We start from the raw sequence: 21,740 nt of genomic DNA, 5'->3' as shown, positions 1-21,740 counted from the left end.
GCCGGCCTTCGGGGGAAATAGTGTGGGGGGATGCGAGTAGGTGTGTACGTGGACGGGTTCAACCTGTACTACGGGGCGCGGGGGTTGTGTGGCAAGTCGACGGCGGGTTGGCGGTGGTTGCATCTCCGCGACCTGGTGACGTCGGTGATCGGTTCTCAGTCGGGATGGTTGGGCGTTGCTTCAACGCGTGTGGTTTATTGCACCGCTCGGATCAGTGGTGCCTCGAATCCGAGCGGTCAGCGCGATCAGGATGTGTACTTGCGAGCGTTGACGGCCGCGGGAGCCGTCGACGAGCTGTCGATGGGTAACTACGTCTCCCGAACTTCCACCGCCCCGTTAGCGACCGCTGGCCCGAATGGGAAACCGGTCTTGACGGTCCCGCATTGGCCAGTCATGATCCAGGACTCGACCGGAGTGGCGCAACCGGATGCCGTGTTCATGGCATCTGTAGCTCGGCGCGAGGAGAAAGGTTCCGACGTCAACGTTGCTTCGCATCTATTGCTGGATGTGCTCGGCGATCGGGTGGACGCGGCGGTCGTGGTGAGCAACGATAGCGATCTCGCTTTTCCTGTGGCGGAAGCGCGCAAGCGAGTGCCCGTCGGACTGATCAACCCGACCAAGAGCTATCGTGCTGGCAAGCTAGGGGGAACCCCCGCAGATGGGGTTGGTGGCCACTGGTGGTATCAGCTCACTCCGCTGGACCTGAAGAGTGCGCAGCTGCCGGACGCGGTTGGGCGGACGGTGCGACCGCAGGGCTGGTAGATCGAGGGGTCCTTAGCGGCGACGAGTAGCGTTGATTGGTGGCGGTGATGTTTACAAATAAGCGCTATGCCCGATAGTATGAACGCATACCACTCGGCCCCTCTGGGGCCGAGTTTTTTGTGCCACCCATTGCAGACGGACCGCACGGCGCTTCGGCCCGGACGTCTTACCCGGCAACATCTAGGGCGTGTCTCCTAACCGTTGTTGTGGTCGTGGTGCAGGCTGGGCGTTGTGTTGCGGTCTCGGGTGTTGTCGGATTCTCAGTGGGAGCGGATCGCGTCGTTGATGCCGGCCCCGTCGCCGAAGGGCGGTCGCCCGTTCGGTGATCATCGTTTGGTGGTCGAGGCCATCATTTGGCGGTATCGGACCGGGATTCCGTGGCGGGATCTGCCGGCGGAGTTCGGTCCCTGGCAGACGGTCTGGAAGCGTCACAACCGATTCAGTCACGACGGCACCTGGGACCGGGTGCATGCTGCGCTGTTGACTGAGGCCGACGCGGCCGGGGTGCTGGATTGGACGGTGAGCGTGGATTCCACGATCAACCGAGCCCACCAGCATGCGACCACCTTCGCCCGTGTCGAGGAGCCCGCGGGCCGCCGCCCCACCAACACCCCAGGGGGCACGATCGAATCACAAGAATCTTCGTCAGGAACCCGCTGACCACGCGATCGGCCGCTCGCGTGGCGGCCTGTCGACGAAGATCCACCAACTCGTCGATGGCAACGGACTCCCGCTTGTCGTGCTCCTCACGCCGGGCCAGTCCGGTGATTCGCCGATGTTTGACGCCTTGATGGGACAGCTCCGAGTAGATCGAATGGGTCGAGCTCGCACCCGGCCCGACGCCGTCCGCGGCGACAAAGCGTATTCATCACGCGCAATCCGCTCCCACCTCCGCCGACGCGGTATCGCGGCAGTCATCCCCGAACCCGACGATCAGAAGCGACACCGCCTCAACCGCGGCAGCGCGGGCGGCAGACCACCCCGATTCGACGCGATCAACTACCGAGGACGGAACGTCATCGAACGCGGCTTCTGCGACACCAAGCAATGGCGAGGCCTCGCCACCCGCTACGACAACCTCGCCGTCACCTACCGGGGAGCAGTCGTCCTCCGCGCAATCACACTCTGGCTCAAACGGTTAGAAGACACGCCCTAGGTGTGCAACGGAGGGAGGTTTATGACACAGGGTTGCGTGTTTTCTTGCTTGTCGGTTTATAACATGCGCAGAGGCACCAGGCCTTTTAGGGCGAGAGCACGTCCAGTAGTCATCGGAGCAAAGGTAGCTCCAATTCTCTCCACCTTAGTGAGCCCTCTGTCGTAAACCGGCATCGCGTTGTGCTATAGCACGTTCTACTTCGTTCTGACACTTTATACCCTCAGCGGAGAACGGGGGGATCCGCTGACAAGCTGTCATCTTCGCCTCAATATCCGCCTGACACGCCCGTTCGGACGCCACCTCGTCCCACGTCGGATAATCCTCACCAGAAGCTAAGTTCTGAAACGTCTCGCAAGGTGAAACATCAGTTGGTTCTGCGGCTTGCGCCAGACTGGGCGCCGCTACACCGCTGATGATGATCGCACCCGCAATTCCGAGCTCGGTGAGGAATCGCTTCTTTGTGATTGCCATGAAACCGCCTTTCTCCATCAACGTATTGGCTTTGCTCCACGCTTTCAGAGTCGAACCAGTTCACACGGGAACCAGTGGATGTTCTTCCCTTTCCTGACGGGAGCCTGACCCTTGATCATGCCGCGATTTCGGCGGTGGTGTGAAGGGCTTCATGGTCGGCGGTGCTGAGGTTGCCGAGGCTGGTGTGTCGCCGGAGCGGGTTGTAGAAGCCCTCGATCCACTCGAACATGGCCGAGGCGAGCGATAACCCCGGCAGCACCCGTTGTCACCTGGGAACGCATCTCAGGTGCCCTCCTTCGCCGTCGGCCCAGCCGCCCGGTTCGCTCTCAGCCGGGCTGTCAACTCCCTCCCTTGCACGCTGCCGCCGAGAGAAGGACCCACCACGACGGCGTTCTCCCGGCGCCCGATCAGCTGTCCGCGGGCATCCCGCCCACGAGCACTTCGATTCTTTTGATTCCGACGACCTGTTGTGTTCATAAATCCACGTTAGAAACCCACACCTACGACACGCATCAACGCACAGACCCACACGCGCTCAGACCCCGGTACCAACTCGGGAGGTACGAGAAGGACGTGGGACTGCTTCTGGGGAACGGTCCACGCGTTCCATCTCCCGCAATAGTGGTGGGGTGAATTCATATGTTCTCGCTGTACATGGGCGGGTGCACCGGGTGGCAGCGGTTGGAATGCCCATGTGAGCAAAGGAGCACACATGAAGAGCACAATCCTTGGGCGGCTACTGGGCGGGGTCAGCGCACTCACGTTGGGACTATCCATCTACGCCCTATTGAACGTATTGTCACTCAATGGACTATCGCGTCTGCCAATCCGAGCCCTGGACGCCGTGCTCGGCGAATTTGCGTCTTTCGTCGACGGCCGGCCTCTTGGGGCCTCGGTTGGGATGATCTTTTCATTGTTGTGAAAGAGCTTTAAGAGAACCAAGCCGCTGTTGTCCGGTGCTTGAGGAAGGACTCAAAGGGGAATGATGCGCAGAAAACTAATCGGTGGCGGGGTTTTCCTTGCCACAATCGCGTTACTGGTCGGAATCGTCGCTCCCGCTCAGGCTGAAGATCCAACCCCGGCACCCACCGACCCGAGCGCACCAGTCACAACAAATGTTGCCCCTACCCCGCCCGACAGCACCCCCAACCCTACCCCGCCCCCGACTGATCAAAACTCACCAACCCCGGAACCTCCGGCTCAAACAGATCCGGCTGTTCCTACCCCAGAGGGGACCATCACCCCACCCCTACAAACAGATGCGCGGTGGACTCTTAACATAAGCAACAACACAGATTTTAAGTTGACGGTTTCGCGCACAAATTGGTTATGCATTGACCCGGGGTCAGGTGAAGACGAGACCAAATCCTTCACTCTTGATCCCGGTCAGACTCTCGGTAGAAGTTGGTATGACATTAATTCGGTGACCGGTTTGTGGGGTAACTGGGGTTGCGCTGATCCCCTTAGCGGTAATCGCATGAAACGTATTAGCTGGAACGTCACCTGGACGGATGAGATGGGTCACAACCAGCAGGCGGGAATGAAATGGGAGCACTGGCACACCGACCACGACGGTTGGAAAACCAAATTCACCACAGTAATTCCAGGCGCTGCCACCAGTTGCGGCATTGACTCATACAACACTGATGCTTCCTGCGAGGGGGGGTCGCAGGAGTTTTATTTTCAGAATCCCCGCTTACTAACGGTAGGAGGCAGTTCGGATCTTGATCATTTTACCGAAGGTAAGTCATACGGATTCTTGTCCACTTCGGCCGCTGGGGTGGGTATGCCGGAAGGACGGGTCAGAATCGGCGCAGGAACTTCGAGTGGCGGCCCCGATGCCTCACAGGAAGTCTGCACTGGCTCCGGGATCTCCTGGCTTCAGTCTTGTGACGGGAAGATTCCGTGGTCCGTGAATGGTGAGAATGTTGAGGGGTTGTGGCTCGAACCGGTAGGTATTGATCCGACTATCAAGGTGGGATGGAGCCGGTTTGTTCGGATCACAATGACGGCTGCTTTGCCTGTGACCATCGATCAAGGTGATGACGACGTGGTCTACGGGGACACGTTCGAATTTTCCGGCACTCGAAGTGTGGATGACACGGTGAAAGTGACGGTTGGCGAAAGTAGCGACTTTGTTTGTGAGGATGACCGCAAGTCGGGTACTACTTGGTCATGTGTCGGAAAGATTACCGCACCGACGGGTGACCAGACATTCACGGCTTCGGAGACACGCCCTGGTAGCTCGGCGTCGATTGTTTTGAATGTCACAGATGTCGAGTTGAAGGTGACAGACCCGAGCGAAAGCCGGATCACAAAGGATTATGGCTGGCGAACGCACTTCGAGGGGAGTGGGACGCCGGGCAAGCAACTAACGGTGACAGACACGTCCACGAGCGATATTTTGTGTAGTAAACAGATCGACTCTGATGGGGACTGGTCGTGCTCTCCGGGTCCTCTCTTGGGGCTCGGCACGCATAAAATCAAGTTTTCGCAGTCGGGTTCAAATGCAGCAAAGCACCGCACTGTCACTATCGTCGATGATGTTTTGTCGGTCACTGACCCGAAGGATGAATCGATAACCCGCGCTTATGGGGACGAGATCACGTTTGACGGGACGGCGACACGGGGTCAAACTGTCACCGTGAAGAGCGAAGACGGCTCCCTGATGGTGTGTGATCGGGTGCCTGTTGATAGCGAGGGTAAGTGGTCGTGTACGTCGAAGAAGGAGCTTGAGAATCTTCTGCCTGTAGGCACGAACGTCCTCACCATAACCCAGTCCGGTGATACAAGATCTCCGAAGCATCGAACTGTGACGATCGTCGATGATCCGCTGACGGTGATCGAGCCAACTGACGAAGAGCTCTCTGTAGTTTCGGGGGATCCGGTCCGGTTTGTGGGGAGTGCGACGCCGGGTCAGACAGTGACAGTGAAAACCACGAACGATTTTGCGCACAAGACCGACTCGGTGGTGTGTGACAAGGTTCCGGTTGACAAGAATGGGGTATGGGGCTGCATAGCGGGGAACGACAACAATAATCTTCTGCCTATTGGGAAGAATCAGATCAAAGTAACCCAGTCCGGTGATGATTCGGGGGCTTCCACGTCGCGGACGGTGTCGGTTCGGCCGGTGAGCCCCGTAGTGACTTCCCCAGCGGATAAGGCAAGGTTTGGTTTGAAGCAGCCTGCCGTGTTCAGCGGGACAGCTACTCCGGGTGACGTGTTGAAGGTCACTGCGACAGTGAAAGGGAAGGACATTCCCCAGGGGAGTGGGTGTGAGCAGATCCTGGTGAAACAAGACACTACGTGGTCCTGCACAGGCAAAAACGCTAAGGGTGAGTCATACTTTCCGGCAGGGGATGACGTCGATATCACGGTTATGGATACGAATACCCAGTTCGGCGAGGCGACGACAACTCTGACGATTCACGTGACCCATAAGCTGACATGGGAGAACCCAGCGAAGGACAAGAAAGTCCCTTACTTTGGCCCGAATCAAATTCTCAACCTAAATGGATTCGGTGCCCTCGGCGACAGGGTCCACGTGGAAGCGGTGCAGGCGGATAGCGGTTCGGATCATTTGGAGCCGGTCGGTGGAAAAAGCGGGTGTAAACCTGAAGAGGGGGATGATGGTGATACACCAACCTCGAACCCGCCAGGTGATGGTAAATCAGCGTCAACCACCGTTGGAAGCGCGTCCTATTGGGCGTGTGCTTTCCACGCAAAATTAGGTTCGTGGTCAGGGAAAGCCTGGCAAACCGTTGCGGGACAAGAATCTGAGGTTACGTCTGCGTTCACGATCGCTAAGGCTGCCGCCGTGACGGTGACGTCTCCTGCAGCAGGGGGGGAGGTTTCTCAGAATGGTTCAACGGTTGATTTCTCGGGGACCGCGGCCGGCGGCATGATCGTGAACGTGGATGTGCCGGGCACGGAGGGGTGTTTTGCTCCAGTTCCGGGCGAGGTTGATACGCCCCAGAACTGGAGCTGCACGGTCACGGGTTTGAAGAAAGGCCAAGCCTACAAAGCGACCACATACCAGTTGGATAACGACTTGGGGATGAAAGATCCGCGGACGGTGGACAGTGATTTCACGGTGGACGCGTTGACCATTGACTCTCCAGAGCAGGATCACATTTTCCCGCAGGGCACCACCACGGTTGATTTCTCCGGGCATGGCACACCGGGCGTGAAGCTGAGTGTGGCGTTCAAGAATGAGCATGTGGCCCCGTTGTGTGAGGCAACAGTGCAGCCAGACAAGTCGTGGGCGTGTGAAACACGACAGATGCGCCCGGGAGCTTTTGAAGTAGTCGCTCGGGATGATAAGGGTTCCGAATCGGATCCTGTCGCGATCACGATTCTCCACACCGGAGCACAGGACTTAGGTGTGGGTGTTGTGGATTCAGCGATAGACGAAACCAATCACCGTGCCTACCTCACAACTAAGGACGGCGACGTTGTCGTGATGGACACAGGGAATGATCAGATAATCAAGAATATTCCGGGAGGGGGTGACGGACCAATCAAGGTTGATCAGGACAGTCACCTTGCCTATGCCCTGTTCAAGAACTCCCAGATCAAAGTCATCGACACTTCCGCGGATAAAGTTGTGAAGTCATTCGACGCTTTCCAGGGACTTGCGCGACCGGATGCGTGGCGTGCTTATGGCATATCGCTTGATACAAACTCGAAGAGGATTTATTTCACTGCCATGTTCAAGCCATACGCTGCTTTCTCTGGCCCTGTCTCACTTCTCTCTATACCGATGGAGGGGTACCAAGACGTAAATGATTTAGGTAATCTCGGCAACAATTATGACAACTCGGTTGTCATGGCCGAAGACTCTTCGGTTCACCGCACCTATGTCACGTCCGACTCCGATGGAGGCAATATTTGGGTCGCGGGTTCTGGGGGGCAACCAGAGATAATTGATGCCAGTTTTGGTGGTGCGTGGAAAAAGGCTGTGGCTGATGAGGCTAACCACCGGGTCTATTTCGTGAGTGACTCCGGGTGGGTGATCGCGGTCGACACCCAAACAAACGAGATCGTCAGCAAGCAAAAGTTCGAGGGAGCCAGCTTTACCGCTATCAGCACGGACCCGAAAACGGACCGGGTCTATGCAATTGATAACAGCACCGGGAAAATCTATTCGCTGAAACGGTCCACTCTGGAGTTGGAGAAAACATCTGCCCCGTCAGCGGGCTGGACACCGGAGAAGGTCACGTCGATCAATGTTCAATACGACGACAACTTGCTGTACTACACGACCGAGAGCGGCAAGGTGTGGTCGTATGACGCGGCGATCCTCGGATAACACATAAAACCGCCGCTGCGGGGTCGCGGCCCTGGTCCAACCGGGTGCCGCGGTCCCCGCGGCTTAACTATTATCCTCAGCAAAGTCACTGCTGTTAACACGGAAACCAAGGGGCAAGATAATGCGTGAACAGGACACCAAACCAGAAAACGCAGAAACAAGACCAGAACCAGTAAAAGCGTCGAAAACTACCGAACAAAGACTGGGTCTCGTTGGGTTGGTCCTCGCGATAATCGCATTCATTTTCGCGTTCATCCCGATCCTCAGCTTCACCGCATGGTTACCAGCCGCAGCCGCGTTGACAATAACGATCTATAGCCTTATCGCGAAAAACCATCACACCCGCGTAACTTGGGTTTCTCTGATCATCGCCGCAGTCGCCTGGGTCGTGGCGATCATTGTTTCCGTGATGTCGATTATGAGCGGAGCATCCTTCTTGTTTGGTCGGCCGGGCCTGCCCATCTTTGCTCTACCGGCGGGGACCACGACCGTTCAATACGACGTAACCATCGACAATGGAACGATCGATAGAATCACCTACGCTGACCCAAGCATCGGTCACAGTGGGGACAACTTCCAACCCGCCACCGTCAACTATGTCCAACCCGCGGCCCCGTTCCGCAAAAAGATTGATGCGGATAAACGCATCCTCACCAACGAAACCACCTACAAACTGGTTGCTTCCACCGACAAAACCGGTGGAACCATTTTCTGCACCATCACCGTTGATGGCAAAATCATCTCCCAACAAAAAGCGACCGGACCCCACGCCACCGCCGACTGCTCCGCAACCCGATAGCCGCCTTGACCAGGGATGGTTTGACGACATCCGGGATTATGGGGTAGTGGCCAGGTTCTCTCTGGTACGTGTCTTTCTGAGAGAAACGAACGTGGGAATCACTGTGGCGAGGGACACAAGCATGGGTTCCCCCGGCGAAGATCTGTTATGGGACGATGGGTGGGACCGCGGCGGACAATCGCTGAGATAGGGCACCGGCGACGATCGCTCGCTGCGGTGGCGACGATGGCGAGGATCTGGGGTGCCCAACTCAGTTCCAACCAATGAAGTTGGGACTGCTGAGCGTTTAGGGCGTGTCTGACAATGTGTGGGTCCGGGCGATGACGGCGTTGAGGACGACGACGGCGCGGTAGATCATGGCGTGCTTGTCGTACCGGGTAGCGAGGCCGCGCCACTGCTTGGTGTGGCAGTGGCGGCGCTCGATCAGGTTGCGGTTGTTGTAGTCGGCGGCGTCGAGCCCGACCGGCCTGCCGCCGCGTGAACTGGCCCGGTTTTCGGCCGGTGGTTTACGTGCGGCTCGTTAGCTCACTCGTATGTTCTGTGTCAGCGTAGTGGGCCGCCTCGAACTCTGCAGGGGAGAGCATCCCGAGGGAGCCGTGGAGGCGTCTGGAGTTGTACCACTCGACCCAGGCAGAGGTGGCGTACTCGACGTCGTCAACAGTCTTGAATGCTCCGTCGTGGAACACGTCGGTGCGGACGCATTCGGTCTTGTAGAGCCCGTTGATGGTCTCCATGAGGGCGTTGTCATATGCGTCGCCAACCGAACCGATCGACGGGCGGATGCCCTCGAGCTGCAGGTGCTCGGAGAACTTCACGGACGTGTATTGACTGCCGGCATCCGAGTGATGGATCAACTGGCCACGTTCGATGGGCCGGCCGTCGCGTTCGCGCTGCCAGAGTGCCATCCGCACGGGTACGTCGACGAGCTCGACGTCGCGTTTGATCGAAGCGTTCCAGCCGACAATGCGCTGGCTGAAGCAGTCGACGACGAAGGCGACATACGTGAACGTTGTGTGGGTGCGCACATAGGTGAAGTCGGTCACCCACACCCGGTCCGGTGCCGGCGCGGTGAAGTTACGTTCCAGCAGGTCCTGCGGCCGCGCATCCCGCGGGTTCGGGATCGTGGTCCGCGGTGCTCGGCCGCGCACCACACCCGACAACCCAAGGGAGCGCATCGCTTTGACGACGGCCTTGATCCCGGCCGCCGGATACTGACGGCGCACGGCGGCGAGCATCTTCCTGCGGCCATAGAGACCTTCCGGCGCAAGCACCCGCTCACCCTCCGCGGTGATACGGAACGCGATCGCACGGACGGCGTCCTCCACGATGGCGTCGGTGACGGTTCTTGCTGCGACCGTGTGAGCCTGGGACCGCCAGGCCCTGAGCGTCCGTGCCGCGATCGTGAAGCCGCCGATGTTCAGGGCGGTCACGATCGACTCGACGGCATGACCAGACGCGCGCATCTGGTCGGCGAACGCCACGATCAGCGGTTGCGGGGGTCGAGTTCCCCCGCGAAGAAAATCGCTGCCGAACGCAGGATCGCATTCACCTCACGAAGGCGGGCGTTCTCCGACTTCAGCCGGCGCATCTCTTCCCGTTCGATCGTGGTCACCCCGTCGACCGCGCCGGCGTCGATCTCGTGCTGCTGCACCCACCGCCGGATCGACTCCTGGGACACCCCCAAGGATTCGGCGACCTGGGCCCGGACAGCGGTCTCGGAGGTGTACTCCGATCGGTGCTCGGTCACCAACCGAACAGCTCGACTACGAACGATTGGGTCGATCTTGCGTGGCATTGTGTCATCCTCTCAGCACCTCAAATACAAGCGGCTGAAAAGCGGACCGGTTCAGTTCAGAACGGCTCATGTTGCCATTGGGTTGTTGAGCTTGCGTGTGGCGTTGAGGCAGGTGAGGGGGCAGGTGGAGCAGAGCAGGAGGAGGAGGGCCCATCCGCTTGGGGGGAGAGCGATGGTGGTGTGGAGGTTGTAGTGGTGGTTGGGTGTGTTGGCAGCGTGGAGGTGGGCTGTTTGGCCGTTGTTGAGGGTGCTGGTGTTGTGTTCGGGGGCTGGCGGGAGGGCTTGCACGTTGATGGGCAGGAGGGAGGTAGAGACAATGTAGGCGTCTGTGTGGGTGTTGGTGGTGGTCGCGGAGATGAGTTCGACTTGCCCGATCGGTCGTACCACGGTTAGGAAAGCTGTGAGGGCGAGGAAAGTACAGATCAGCCACGTGGGGCCGCGGAGCGGCGGTGAAAGTTGAGGGCGGAGGATCACTGCGATCATGCTTGCGATGGCGAGGTAGGGGAGGAACTCCACAAGCCACCCGGCGCCGGGGAGGAGGATGGAGGAGCCGATGATGTCTGCTTGGGTGAGGCGCCAGGGGTCAGTTGTTGGGTTGAGGTCTCCTCGTGTGGTGAGTTCGCTGGCGGTGCGCGTGCTGATGCGATGTGTGTAGACCTCGTTCGGGTTAGTGGGCGGCCTGAACGTGATGACGTCACCGGCTCGGAGGGCGTCAAACGGTGTGGGGGCCGATACCACGAGGCTGCCAACTGGTCCGGCGGTCCCCATGGATGGTGTTTCGGTGATAAACCATCTCACCCCCGCCAGTGACGCGACGGTGAAGGCGAATGCCATCGCGGCAGTGACCGACAAGATCACCCACGTGTTGGTGCGTCTCACAAGAGCTCCCTTATTCTCGGCCACCCAACCGTGAATACACGGTGATGCATCACATGGTTCTGCCGACAGAGGTCAGAAACCTGCCGACAGAACCATGTGATGTGTCGTCCGCGGTTTAAGCCGCGAAGGTGAACTTGGCGCCGACTTGCGCCTGTGTGCTCTGGTACTCGTTGCCCAGCGTTTGCGGCAGGGTCGTGGTGAAGGAGAGGGTCTTGCTGTCTCCAGCGGCGACAGCCGGCAGAGGTTGAATCACGTTTGGTGCCGTGTTAGCGGCAAAGGCAGTCAGCGAGCCGCTGAAATACGTGGTCCCATCAATGGCTACTTCCAGATGCACCTGATCACAAAAATCAGTGGGTGCTGCCCCTCCCCCAACACCGCCACCGCTTGAGGTGCACGCAGTGGTCGGGGCCAACGCGAAGGTCTTCGCGTCGATTGTGCCCGTGTTCTTAATAACCACATCGGTTTCGTTGGTACCACCGGGAGCGAGCGGGGAGGTTACGCTACCCGACCCGAACAAGTTCACCGTGGTGCACTTCGCAGTGCCTTTCCCATCGCTGGTACACGCCGCACCCTGCGGGCTGCCATCCGTGTCCAGCCCCTGCTCCTCCATTGACAAGGTCCCCGTCGTGACCCGGTTATTCGGGTTCGTGATACTCGCAGTGAACCCGGAAAGCGAACCTGTCACAGAAAGCGCGAGGGCAATCGACGCGACCGCACCAGCGCCGACGATTCCCCACCCCTTGTGTTCCCCCATGATGTTGCGTCGCATTTATGGCCTCATTCCAATTCGTCATCGTTGTCGCATACAGAAAACCGGCCCAGACTCTCCCTCCGCTCAATCGAACGGCGAAGGAAAACCCCAGCAGGATGCGAGTGCGAAACTAAGCCCTCGGGGAAACCACCAGGGCGCAGCACGCAAGAAGTAAGAAAAATCACCCGCCCGCGGCGATCGGTCGAGCCTCGGACACCCCCACCCAGTACGCTTCCCCCCTCTCGATGCTCCGGCACCCCGCCTGCAAGTTTGGGAGTAAGCCACCGGTACACGGTGCGGTACGGCCAGGGGTGTGCGAGGACGCGGAGCTGAAATGAACCCAAAAGTTGGACAGCTCTTTTCTGCTGGTTGGGTTGCTCAGGTGGCGTCCATCAGGAGAAATGGAGTCTGTCATCGGAGGGTGAATCTTTGCCCCCTCCGACGGCACGCCAGCGGGCCGGTGGGATTTCAGCGAGAACATTGCGAGGGCTGAGCGCGATGTTGCGCTCACGGACGGAGAACGAGATGAAATTTCGTAGAATCCTCATCGGTGCCGCGGCCGCGGTGGTTATTGCCAGCGGCGTTATTGCCGGGCCGGCGAATGCGGCGCCGCCAACCAAACAAGTAGACGTCGCTCTGGACACCTCGGCAGGCCGCGACCTTGCGCTCAACTTCTTCAACGAGCAGACACGCACATTCGATTACTCGGCCGCAATCAACGCAGGAAGCGATCAGGCCTTTGCCAGGGACTTCGCTGAAGGAGTAGTGCTCGCTGGCGGCACTGCGCAGGGGATCGTCGTAGCACTGACGGCCGACCAGGCTCGCGCGGCGGCAACGTTCCAGCGTGACGTGCGTGGTTGTGCCGGGAGGGACCGATTCTGGCAGGACAAATGGGGGATGCACCTAGAAATCGACACCTGCAAGGTCAACCGGATTATTGCGCTGTGGACAGCAGGCAGTTTGGGCGTGGCCGGGCTTGCCGGAATTCTGGGCGCAACGGGTGTGGCTGCACCGGTGGCTCTGCTTGCCGTGATCGCAAGCGCAATGTTGGGCTTGGGAGCTGCCGCCGTTTCATACTGCAATGCCGCCGGGCGTGGGGAGACCCTTCACGTGACTGGCGTTCCCTGGTGTGGTGGACAGTGAGTGAGATGCGAAAACTCCTACTCATCACACTGGGATGGGTGACGGTCCTCTTTGCCGTTGCCGGAGTGACCCTGGCTGTGCTGTTTTTCAACCAGGTCGGTTCCGTTCTCCCCGTGCTGATCGCGACTCTCCTCACTTTCCTCGCTGCTCTGGCGACGGTCATCCTGAGGATGGCGTGGCCTCATAGACGTAACGGGCGCTAGGGCGTGTCTTCTAACCGTTTGAGCCAGAGTGTGATTGCGCGGAGGACGACTGCTCCCCGGTAGGTGACGGCGAGGTTGTCGTAGCGGGTGGCGAGGCCTCGCCATTGCTTGGTGTCGCAGAAGCCGCGTTCGATGACGTTCCGTCCTCGGTAGTTGATCGCGTCGAATCGGGGTGGTCTGCCGCCCGCGCTGCCGCGGTTGAGGCGGTGTCGCTTCTGATCGTCGGGTTCGGGGATGACTGCCGCGATACCGCGTCGGCGGAGGTGGGAGCGGATTGCGCGTGATGAATACGCTTTGTCGCCGCGGACGGCGTCGGGCCGGGTGCGAGCTCGACCCATTCGATCTACTCGGAGCTGTCCCATCAAGGCGTCAAACATCGGCGAATCACCGGACTGGCCCGGCGTGAGGAGCACGACAAGCGGGAGTCCGTTGCCATCGACGAGTTGGTGGATCTTCGTCGACAGGCCGCCACGCGAGCGGCCGATCGCGTGGTCAGCGGGTTCCTGACGAAGATTCTTGTGATTCGATCGTGCCCCCTGGGGTGTTGGTGGGGCGGCGGCCCGCGGGCTCCTCGACACGGGCGAAGGTGGTCGCATGCTGGTGGGCTCGGTTGATCGTGGAATCCACGCTCACCGTCCAATCCAGCACCCCGGCCGCGTCGGCCTCAGTCAACAGCGCAGCATGCACCCGGTCCCAGGTGCCGTCGTGACTGAATCGGTTGTGACGCTTCCAGACCGTCTGCCAGGGACCGAACTCCGCCGGCAGATCCCGCCACGGAATCCCGGTCCGATACCGCCAAATGATGGCCTCGACCACCAAACGATGATCACCGAACGGGCGACCGCCCTTCGGCGACGGGGCCGGCATCAACGACGCGATCCGCTCCCACTGAGAATCCGACAACACCCGAGACCGCGACACAACGCCCAGCCTGCACCACGACCACAACAACGGTTAGAAGACACGCCCTAGGTGTACTGTCCGGGGAGGTTGGTTGAGCTGTGACGACTCGCTGTAGTCGTTGAGGTGTTGGGAGGACCTCCCGGGGTGGAGTGGAACTGTCTAGATTCCGCTTCCCCAGGAGGTCTTCATGTCCCACGCTAATGCTGCTCTGACTCCGCGTCACCGTCTTCGGATCGCACGCCTGATCGTTGATGAAGGCTGGCCGGTCGCTCACGCGGCAGCGTTCTTCCATGTCGCCTGGCCGACCGCGAAACGGTGGGCAGACCGATACCGGGCCCTCGGGGGCAACGGGATGATGGACCGATCCTCGAGACCACACCACAGCCCGAACCGAACATCGCAGGAAAAGGCGGTCACCGCGATCGGTGTTCTCCGGCGCTCCGTGGCCTGGTTCGCAGACCGCGGCGTCGTAGTTCACCGCGTTCTGTCCGACAACGGGTCTGCCTACAAATCCCACGCCTGGCGGGACGCCTGCGCCGAACTCGGCATCACCGCGAAGAAGACCCGCCCCTACCGGCCACAGACCAACGGAAAGATCGAGCGCTTCCACCGCACCCTCGCCGACGGATAGGCATTCAGCCGCCACTACACGTCGGAGTCAGCCCACCGCAAAGCACTGCCAGCATGGCTGCACGAATACAATCATCATCGGCCCCACACCGCCATCCGCAACCAACCACCCATCACCCGGTTAACCAACCTCCCCGGACAGTACACCTAGACCATCAACCGTGCATCCGAGAGCATTTGGAATCGCGACACGATCACAGACTCTCAGCACACCGCCGGCCCATTGGCAGACACACCCTAGCCTCAGAGCGTCTCTGATCCGAATAAATCCATCCTTCCCGGAATTAGTTTTGGACGATGAGTTCTACTGGGTCTGTGTAAGCGGTGTTGCCGTAGGTGTCGACGATTTCGAGGATGTAGAACCCGGCGTCGGAGAACGAGACGCCGTGGGTTTTCCCGTTGTTGTCGACGTACCCGAAGGTGAGGGTGTGGTAGCCCTCTTCAAGGTCATCTGTTTGGAGTGTGGTGTCCGGGTTCGCGATCTGGGTGAAGAAGTTCGTGTCGGGGTCCATTTTCAACCACCTGTAGGTGGATGGGGTGAGGTACTTCTGGCCCGTCGTGTCTCCCTGCCCCGACCCTGTTGGGTCTGGGTGGGTTTGGGGGGTGCGGGTTTCTTTGGGCGGTTCGGGGTAGCTTTGCCCGGTGATGGACGCATCCCCCACGGTACCCAGGTTCGCGACCAGTGCGTCGCCTGGTTGTGGTGCTTGATCCAGCAGGTCGGGCAGGTCGTAGGTAGATACGGTGACATGGATGGGCCCAGCATGGATTTCACCGAATCCGGTGGTCACTCGCACCTGGTACCACCCCTCGTGAAGATCCCTATCGATCGGTGTTTGTGCTGTCCCGAACGTGAGAGTGTCCGTGGTTTCTCCCGTAATACCGGGAACATCAGTGATGGGTGCGAACGATACCCCGGTTGTGGAGTGTTCCCATTGGTACCGGGTGGTGACCTCATCAACCCATACCAGGTCGGGAGATATTTCGCTGCCTACTTCTCCCTGGACGATGTACTGGTCTGTTGGGCCCCCAAGCTGGGCAGGGGGACCATAAATGGCCCGGTAGTTACCCGGGAGAGCCTCCGGGGGGTACCCCGTATCCGAACCAATTAGTTGATTGTTCTCATCGTAGGCAAGGACAGCGACCTGGAACCTGCGTCCGAAATCGTTCACCCCTAACTCCTCCGTCAACGAGGAACTATCAGCTCCAGGCGCGTTATGGCTACTAGTAGTAGCCGATCCCCAGGCCGGCAAAGTCCCGTCTGCGTTGTAGTACCTCATGAACACCTGGTGCCCCGCAATCACAGGGGAGTACGGGTTTGTTCGAACAGCAGGATCCCAAGTCACTGTGAATAGCGGCACCAACGGGCTGGTCGGTGTGATCCGCACATTATTGGGATAATCGTAGTTCTCTGTGAAAAGTTCCATCGGGCCGCTCGCGTCCCCGGGTAACGGCAACCCGTTTGGTTGCGTCTGAGAGTAGCCGGGAATCAGTGCGACACTTTGCAGAGTCTGATTTGTGGCCACGTTCAACGAGGCCACGTTCACCTGTGTGTTTGTTGTGTGGGAGCTTGGGGTCATGGTTATCGGAGTCTGGTTGATAACCGTTCTGCTGCTTTCTTGCACAAACGACAGGTCAGAGGCTACCGGGGCGGTGTAAATAGTTGCCGGCGGCGGGGTTGGGACGGTGTGAGACGCGGACGTTGTCACCGCATCCCGCACCACATCCGCACCCTGCCCCCCCGAGGATCCCAACACTGGTTGCACAGACGCGGACGCCATCGGATCCATTCGGGCAAACGGAGCCCAAATATTCCTGCGAGACGTCATAGCAGTTCGGTCACCGCGACGTGGTTCCCTAGCGGGTAGCACCTCCACTACGATCCCTGCCGGCACCAACTCCGTCGGGTTGTCCGGGTTGGGGAGCATCACCACTGACCCCAAATCAGTTTGATTGGTCAAATAGCTCTCCACTGCGTTCGGATCCCCCGCATTGGCCGGGTTCACCCGGTTCTCATCCAGCACATACAAAAAGGGATCATCGGCCGAACGTCGATACGCCGGATTTATCACCCGGCCCCACCCCTCCCGCTGAGTGTCTACCCCAGCCTGGGCGTTACCTGTGCCGCGTCCCCAGTAGACGGTTCCTGCTCCTGCCGCCGGTACCGGCGCCGACGGGTCAGGAAACGGAGTATTAGTCACCGGGATGTCACTGCTGCCGCGGCTCCTTCGCCAAGTTGTGAGTCTCAACTCGGCCACCCCGCCTCCCAACGATCGCCAACCTGCCACCGTCGACACCTGACGACCCGGTCCTGCTGGGCGCCCACCTACTGTCGTGACTGATAAGCGTGTCAAGTCGGGTTCCGGGTGGGGATTCTCGCCGGTCGCCTCGGGGGTAACTTCGTCTAACACCCTCTGGGGAACCCGCACCATCCCCTCGGCTGTTGTTCCCCAATACAACCCAAGTACCGTCACAGACGATCGGGCCCTTCCTTCAGGGGCGGCGACTGTGACGCGCAGAATCCAGGGGACGGGGTCCCGATCGCCACTGTTGGTTATGGCCTGGGAACCCCGACCCGGGACGGGACCGTCGACAGAATTGCGGCCGGTGGATGTGGTGTGTGCTCGGTTTCCCATACAACCCTGTCTACCAGCCCCACCTGCCTGCCCACCAGCCCCACCTGCCTGCCCACCAGCCCCACCCGGTTGCGGTCACAAAACCATCATGCCCACGTCCACCGAGTTCATGACGCATCCCCCCGCGCCGGCTAAGAAGAGCCCACTTTCCTAGGCCGTGTTGCTAAAGAGCGTCGTGCGATCGAGATGGCCGGTTGACTCGGCTCCAAGATGTGCGCATACTTATGCGCATGGCTACTCGGAACGTGTATGTGTCTGCTGACGATGCGGCGCTATTCGACCGGGCGGCGGAACTTGCCGGGGGGCTCTCTGCCGCAGTGGCTTCAGGCCTGCGGTTGTTCGTCGCAGCACGAGAGCAGGAGCGAGGAGCGGAGAAGATGGGCGAAGTCGAAGTCGACGTCAGCGATGGCCCGGTGATCACGGTGAAGCGTTTTACGGGGCGTCAGCTCTTGCGGTTCGAGAGTCAGGACGGTTCGCGCTCGATCACCTACCGCGTGTATGCGACCTCCGGAGGACAGATCGCGGTCTACCAGCGCGAGGGTCCGAACTGGCGACTCTTCATCTCACCACACGAGGACGCCCCCGTATGGAACAACCCAAGGACGTGGTCGGAAGACTGGTGGCGGTCAGGTCAACGATCTCTGTCGGTCTTCCCCGATACTGCGGCGATGGCGAACGAGTTACCGCCAGAGCTGGTCCAAGCCACGATGACAGCGCTCACGGTCCCCGACGTCGAGGACCTCGACATCTGAAGGTCCGACCTCGCGCTCGTCAGGTCGTGAGCGTCCCTACCCAGTGGAGGGTGGCGGCGAGGCAGAGCCCGGCATAGTAGTTGCGGGCGGTCTTGTCTGAGCGCATCGCGATCCCGCGCCATTGCTTGAGCTTGTTGAAGCACCGCTCGACGACGTTGCGGCCGCGATAGCGGGCCCGCTGCTGCTCACCGAAGTCGATCGGCCGCCCGCGCCGCTTGCGTCGGTGCGTGATCTGATCGTCGCGCTCGGGGATCGTCGCGGCGATCCCTCGTTCCCGCAACCAAGCCCGGTTCGCCTTCGAAGGGTAGCCCTTGTCCGCGAGCACTCGGTCCGGGAGTGAGCGTGGTCTGCCGCGGGCACCGGGGACGCGGATCTCGCTGAGCGTCGCGGTCAGCATGCTCGTATCCGCCGTCTGCCCTGACGTGAGAACGAACGCCAGCGCGCGGCCCTTCCCGTCGCAGACGAGGTGGCTCTTGGTCGTCAGACCGCCGCGGGAGCGACCGATCGCGTGATCGGGCGGCTCGTCACCAAACTTCTTGTAGTTCGATGTAGCCCCCCGTGGCGCGTGGCAGGGTCGCTCCGTGCTGGTGCACGCGCACGATCGTGGAATCGATCGACGCGACCCAGTCCAAATCTCCGGACCGCTGCGCGAGCGACTGCGTCTTCTCCAACACCCGCGCCCACACACCCTGCCCGGACCACCGGTTGAAGTTCTTGTAGATCGTGTTCCAGTTCCCGAACCGCTCCGGCACATCCCTCCACGGCGCCCCGGTCCGGAACCGCCACGCCGTCGCCTCGACCACCGTACGCCGATCCACCGGCGGCCGACCCGTCGACTTCACCGATGGGAACAACGGACCGATCACCGCCCACGCCTCATCCGAGATCACATCACGCGACACGGGTCCAAGACTCACCCCAACGCACCCAAATGCGTTTAGCAACACGCCCTAAAGGCCTACATCTACGTCCCACAAGGCGTTGTCATTGTGGATGCGGAAAAGTGACTCTGTCAAGTTGAGTTGGCCCAAGGCTGTCGCCTTGATCTGGCACAAGGGTTAGCGCGTTGTGGTTGCTGCGGTTCGGGTGTGGGCGAGGCGGTAGGACTCGGTTCCGGTTTCGACGATGTGGCCGTTGAAGGTGAGCCGGTCGACGATGGCGGCGCAGAGCCTGGGGTCGGTGAAGGTTTTGGTCCAGCCGGAGAAGGACTCGTTGGATGCGATCGCGACGGAGGCTTTCTCTTCGCGTTCGGTGAGGGCTTGGAAGAGGAGCTCGGCGCCGCGGCGGTCGAGTTCCATGTAGCCGAGCTCGTCAATGCAGAGCAGGTCGACGCGGCCGTAACGGGCGATGGTGCGAGCGAGCTGTTTCTCGTCGGCTGCTTCAACGAGCTCGTTTACGAGTTTCGTGGCAAGGGTGAACTTGACCCGATAGCCCTTCTCGGCCGCGGCGGTGCCGAGTCCGATGAGGAGGTGGGACTTGCCGGTGCCGGAGTCGCCGATGAGGCAGAGCGGGTCGCCGCGACGGATCCAATCGCCGGTGGCGAGGGTGTGGATGGTCGCGGGGTTGATGTTCGGGTTGGCGTCGAAGTCGAAGTCGCCCAACCATTTCTGTCTGGGGAACCCGGCTCCGTTGACGCGGCGGACGGTGGAGCGGCGGTCGCGGTCGTCGCACTCGGCCAGCAGCAGCTCGGCGAGAAACCCTTGGTAGGACAGCTGCTCCCGGTTCGCGATGGTGATCGCTTCGTCCATGACCGCCCGAACCGTTGGAAGACGCAGCCGTCTGCAGGCTTGGTCGACGGCGGCCGCGGCGGTTTCCTCGGTCATCCCACGTTGCCGGCGTAGCGTGGTCGTGATCGATGTTGCGGTGGGACTCATGTGTTCGTTGTTCCTTCTCTCTCAGTAACGGTGGGGTCGGTGAAGACTGGACGGCGTTTCAGCAGCTCGTCGTAGGCGGTGACGGTTGGCATTGGCCGTTTGTCCGGCGGGAGCCCGGCGATCACGGCCGCGGGATCGGTCAGGCGGCGCTGGGTGAGACTGACAACACGTTGCTCACGGCCAGCGCGCTGTTCAACGAGATGTCGGCCCGAAACGGACCCACCAGCGTGCAGGCGGGCCTCGACGGCGACGACGTCAGCGGAGACCGCGCCGACGGTCAGCGCCGCGCGGATCCCGGCGATCACGTCAGCGGCGCGCATGTGCCGGTGCAGCAGGAGGACCTCGATGAGCTCGCGGGTGCCGGCGGCATCGCCGTTGGCCTTCCGCGACTCCTGCCAGAACGCCTCATGCGCGGTGGAGAACCACCCGGACTGGCGGGCCTGAGCAAGCGCGACCGAGCCGGGGAACGCGCCCGGCTTCTTCCGCAGCACCTCGAGATAGTGGTCCAACACGATCGACTCACCGCCCTTGGCGACCACCCGCTCGTGGCGGGCGACTTCGGTGTGGCCGTCGAACACGACAACCTCGAAAGCGCGCAGCGAGACCCGGACCTTGCGGCCGATCAGCCGGACGGGGACAGAATACTTCGCCATCCGGACCGTGATCAGGCTCGAGCGATCCACTCGAGGCTGCAGCACCAATCCCGGATCGAACCGTTCCGCCGGCAACGGCCAAAGCAGCGGCCGTTCGGCGGCGAAGTCGGCACCGACCGTGGAGCGGCGCTGGTTGATGCGGCGATCCTCGTCACGGAGATCCCAGCGGCGAATCTGCTCATTCAACTCAGCCAGGGTGTCGACCTCCGGCATCGGGGAGAGCCAGGTGCGACGGAACCGGCCGACCTCGCCCTCGACACCGCCCTTCTCATGAGCGCCCTCGACGCCTGGCAGGCAGTAGAACGGGTCAAAGCCATAGTGGGAGCGGAACAGCACCCAACGGTCGTTCTCGACCCGACGGCGGTCGGTGCCATAGATCACCGTCTTCACCGCAGCGGTGAGATTGTCGTACTTGATGTGGAGAGTCGGAACCCCGCCGATTTCCTCGAACGCATCGATATGGCCCTCCAGGAACGCCTCCTGCGACTGCGTCGAATAGACGCGGTGGACGGCCTTCCCCGAGTGCGACAGCCGGAAGGTGAACATGTGACACTTCGTCTTCACCCCTGCAAGCACCACCCAAACCTCACCGAAATCCACCTCCGCCTCGGCCGCCGGCGCGTGCTCTTGCGGGACGAAGACGTCTGGAAGGCGCCCGACCTCGGCCGCGATCTCCGGCTTCCGCTTGGCGCAGTAGTCACGGACCGCGGCGTATGAGAGGGCCGCGCCGAACTCGTCCAGCAGTCGGGCATGGATCCGCGTGACCGTCTGACGCTGCTTCTTCGGCGCCGTGAGGTTCGCTCGGAGCATCCCGTCGATCGTGTTCTTGAACGGGCCGATCTTCGGCGACGCCCGCACCGGCGTCTTCCGCGGCGGCGGCACCGACGACTCCAACGCCTGTCGGATCGTGCGCCGGTGAACACGGAACCGCTTGGCCAGCGCATTCACCGACAGCTCCTCGACGCGCGCCGCCCGACGAATCTCAGCGTACAAATCCACTCTCGACCCCAACTGGCCCTCCTCGT

14 protein-coding genes and 2 pseudogenes are annotated in these 21,740 nt (G+C 60.8%); 7 read left to right on the top strand and 9 right to left on the bottom strand.

Annotated features, from left to right (window positions below; genetic code table 11):
- The first annotated feature begins 30 nt into the window (after nt 1-30).
- The 4 genes from IT072_RS20830 (at nt 31) to IT072_RS20815 (ending at nt 8,499) form a co-directional block, all read left to right on the top strand.
- The gene (locus IT072_RS20830) at nt 31-762 is read left to right on the top strand and encodes an NYN domain-containing protein (protein WP_223361103.1); all 732 of its coding nucleotides are present in this window, start codon (nt 31-33) and stop codon (nt 760-762) included.
- Between the two features lie 231 nt (nt 763-993).
- Nucleotides 994-1,918, top strand: a protein-coding gene (locus tag IT072_RS20825) for an IS5 family transposase (protein WP_442786818.1) whose coding sequence is annotated in 2 segments (ribosomal slippage) — nt 994-1,340 and nt 1,339-1,918 — 927 coding nt in all. Because the reading frame shifts where the segments join, the coding sequence is not laid out codon by codon here.
- Between the two features lie 1,948 nt (nt 1,919-3,866).
- Nucleotides 3,867-7,700, top strand: a complete 3,834-nt coding sequence (locus IT072_RS20820) for a hypothetical protein (RefSeq protein ID WP_223361102.1) — start codon at nt 3,867-3,869, stop codon at nt 7,698-7,700.
- 121 nt (nt 7,701-7,821) lie between these two features.
- Nucleotides 7,822-8,499 carry a hypothetical protein gene (locus tag IT072_RS20815; RefSeq protein ID WP_223361101.1) on the top strand — a complete coding sequence of 226 codons (678 nt, stop codon included), beginning with the start codon at nt 7,822-7,824 and terminating at the stop codon, nt 8,497-8,499.
- A 286-nt stretch (nt 8,500-8,785) separates the two neighbouring features.
- Here IT072_RS20815 and IT072_RS20810 read toward each other — a convergent pair.
- The 4 genes and pseudogenes from IT072_RS20810 to IT072_RS20795 form a co-directional block, all read right to left on the bottom strand.
- Nucleotides 8,786-8,989 (bottom strand): annotated as a pseudogene (locus tag IT072_RS20810) (IS5/IS1182 family transposase); the annotation flags it as partial.
- A 16-nt stretch (nt 8,990-9,005) separates the two neighbouring features.
- A protein-coding gene (locus IT072_RS20805; protein ID WP_223361100.1) for an IS3 family transposase occupies nt 9,006-10,294 on the bottom strand; the annotation gives its coding sequence in 2 pieces (ribosomal slippage) (nt 9,006-10,021 and nt 10,021-10,294; 1,290 coding nt in all).
- 66 nt (nt 10,295-10,360) lie between these two features.
- Nucleotides 10,361-11,197 carry a hypothetical protein gene (locus IT072_RS20800; RefSeq protein ID WP_223361099.1) on the bottom strand — a complete coding sequence of 279 codons (837 nt, stop codon included), beginning with the start codon at nt 11,195-11,197 and terminating at the stop codon, nt 10,361-10,363.
- A 91-nt stretch (nt 11,198-11,288) separates the two neighbouring features.
- Nucleotides 11,289-11,942 carry a hypothetical protein gene (locus IT072_RS20795; RefSeq protein ID WP_223361098.1) on the bottom strand — a complete coding sequence of 218 codons (654 nt, stop codon included), beginning with the start codon at nt 11,940-11,942 and terminating at the stop codon, nt 11,289-11,291.
- A gap of 507 nt (nt 11,943-12,449) precedes the next feature.
- Here IT072_RS20795 and IT072_RS20790 point away from each other — a divergent pair.
- Nucleotides 12,450-13,067, top strand: coding sequence for a hypothetical protein (locus IT072_RS20790; protein ID WP_223361097.1), 618 nt, complete (start codon nt 12,450-12,452; stop codon nt 13,065-13,067).
- Nucleotides 13,068-13,266: 199 nt separating this feature from the next.
- On the opposite strand, the gene IT072_RS20785 is transcribed toward IT072_RS20790, so the two are convergent.
- Nucleotides 13,267-14,191 (bottom strand): IS5 family transposase gene (locus tag IT072_RS20785; RefSeq protein ID WP_442786821.1). Its coding sequence is split into 2 segments (ribosomal slippage): nt 13,267-13,846 and nt 13,845-14,191, totalling 927 coding nucleotides; the frame shifts between segments, so codons are not numbered across the junction.
- Between the two features lie 169 nt (nt 14,192-14,360).
- Here IT072_RS20785 and IT072_RS20780 point away from each other — a divergent pair.
- A pseudogene (locus IT072_RS20780) lies at nt 14,361-14,954 on the top strand (integrase core domain-containing protein).
- A 133-nt stretch (nt 14,955-15,087) separates the two neighbouring features.
- Here the strand turns inward: IT072_RS20780 and IT072_RS20775 are convergent.
- A complete protein-coding gene (locus IT072_RS20775) occupies nt 15,088-15,972 on the bottom strand; it encodes a hypothetical protein (RefSeq protein WP_223361086.1) in 885 nt (294 codons plus the stop codon).
- A 1,841-nt stretch (nt 15,973-17,813) separates the two neighbouring features.
- Between IT072_RS20775 and IT072_RS20770 the strand changes: the two genes are divergently transcribed.
- Nucleotides 17,814-18,188, top strand: coding sequence for an EXLDI protein (locus IT072_RS20770; RefSeq protein ID WP_223358599.1), 375 nt, complete (start codon nt 17,814-17,816; stop codon nt 18,186-18,188).
- A 19-nt stretch (nt 18,189-18,207) separates the two neighbouring features.
- Here IT072_RS20770 and IT072_RS20765 read toward each other — a convergent pair.
- The 3 genes from IT072_RS20765 to istA form a co-directional block, all read right to left on the bottom strand.
- A protein-coding gene (locus IT072_RS20765; protein WP_442786817.1) for an IS5 family transposase occupies nt 18,208-19,090 on the bottom strand; the annotation gives its coding sequence in 2 pieces (ribosomal slippage) (nt 18,208-18,717 and nt 18,719-19,090; 882 coding nt in all).
- A gap of 156 nt (nt 19,091-19,246) precedes the next feature.
- Nucleotides 19,247-20,062 carry an IS21-like element helper ATPase IstB gene (istB, locus tag IT072_RS20760; RefSeq protein ID WP_223361096.1) on the bottom strand — a complete coding sequence of 272 codons (816 nt, stop codon included), beginning with the start codon at nt 20,060-20,062 and terminating at the stop codon, nt 19,247-19,249.
- Nucleotides 20,059-21,726 carry an IS21 family transposase gene (istA, locus tag IT072_RS20755; RefSeq protein WP_223361118.1) on the bottom strand — a complete coding sequence of 556 codons (1,668 nt, stop codon included), beginning with the start codon at nt 21,724-21,726 and terminating at the stop codon, nt 20,059-20,061. The genes istB and istA overlap by 4 nt, the downstream gene beginning before the upstream one ends.
- Nucleotides 21,727-21,740: the final 14 nt, after the last annotated feature.

It is taken from the genome of Leifsonia sp. ZF2019, from assembly GCF_019924635.1.
In the GTDB taxonomy this organism is placed as follows: domain Bacteria; phylum Actinomycetota; class Actinomycetes; order Actinomycetales; family Microbacteriaceae; genus Leifsonia.
Note: the sequence above shows the minus strand (reverse complement) of the source record. Positions and strands in the feature narration are given on the sequence as shown.

Bases quoted from the DNA above. Each gene is read 5' to 3' on its own strand.
- IT072_RS20830 (WP_223361103.1), top strand. From the start codon at position 31: ATGCGAGTAGGTGTGTACGTGGACGGGTTCAACCTGTACTACGGGGCG.
- istB (WP_223361096.1), bottom strand. From the start codon at position 20,062: ATGAGTCCCACCGCAACATCGATCACGACCACGCTACGCCGGCAACGT.
- IT072_RS20815 (WP_223361101.1), top strand. From the start codon at position 7,822: ATGCGTGAACAGGACACCAAACCAGAAAACGCAGAAACAAGACCAGAA.
- IT072_RS20790 (WP_223361097.1), top strand. From the start codon at position 12,450: ATGAAATTTCGTAGAATCCTCATCGGTGCCGCGGCCGCGGTGGTTATT.
- IT072_RS20795 (WP_223361098.1), bottom strand. From the start codon at position 11,942: ATGCGACGCAACATCATGGGGGAACACAAGGGGTGGGGAATCGTCGGC.
- IT072_RS20770 (WP_223358599.1), top strand. From the start codon at position 17,814: ATGGGCGAAGTCGAAGTCGACGTCAGCGATGGCCCGGTGATCACGGTG.
- IT072_RS20820 (WP_223361102.1), top strand. From the start codon at position 3,867: ATGAAACGTATTAGCTGGAACGTCACCTGGACGGATGAGATGGGTCAC.